Annotated in this window: 1 protein-coding gene; it reads left to right on the top strand. The window is 51.3% G+C overall.

From position 1 onward, the window contains the following. Positions 1-481: hypothetical protein (locus GWC77_RS28185; protein ID WP_173262885.1), on the top strand; the 481-nt coding region annotated here is incomplete at its 5' end. Positions 482-569: the final 88 nt, after the last annotated feature.

The raw sequence follows: 569 nt of genomic DNA, 5'->3' as shown, positions 1-569 counted from the left end.
CGCATTCTGCCGCAACCAGCCATACCTCAGCTTGTCGATTCAGAGCGCCTCAAGGGTTCGCTGCGCCGGGCTTACGCCCGCCCTTGACCCGCTAACATCACCCACTCGGAATTCAAAAGAGGCAAAATACTCATACTTAACAGCCGCTGTTGCTCCAGAGAACCTCCTGCCGGCCAACACTGCCTCTGCATTGCAATTGCCAACCGAATTCAAATTCTCGGTGTCGAAATTATTTATTTTTTGTTCTCGCTTGGATATTCGCGAGGAAATAAATGCCGATGCTCCAAAGCAACTTTTTCGCCTGGTACTCGATGATTCGGGCCACGTTTCTGACCTATTTCACGACAGCTCGCCTGAACTCGTGTCTGATGCCTTTGAGCGTCTGGCAGTGATCCCATTGTTTAGAGACGCAGCCAAAAGATTTTCCATTCCCCCCTTGGATGCATTTCATTACACACAAGTCCGCGTGAGCGGCTTGTAAACTGTCGCGACTTGCCGTTTACTCTTGCTTTTTGCGCGGCACGCGAATGGCACGATCAACGGAGAGCTGGGCGGCAATGGAATTCAAG

The sequence above is a fragment of the Paraburkholderia sp. NMBU_R16 genome (assembly GCF_013282575.1).
Taxonomy (GTDB): Bacteria; Pseudomonadota; Gammaproteobacteria; order Burkholderiales; family Burkholderiaceae; genus Trinickia.
The sequence above is the reverse complement of the archived record's forward strand: the minus strand, read 5'-3'. Positions and strand labels throughout refer to the sequence as shown.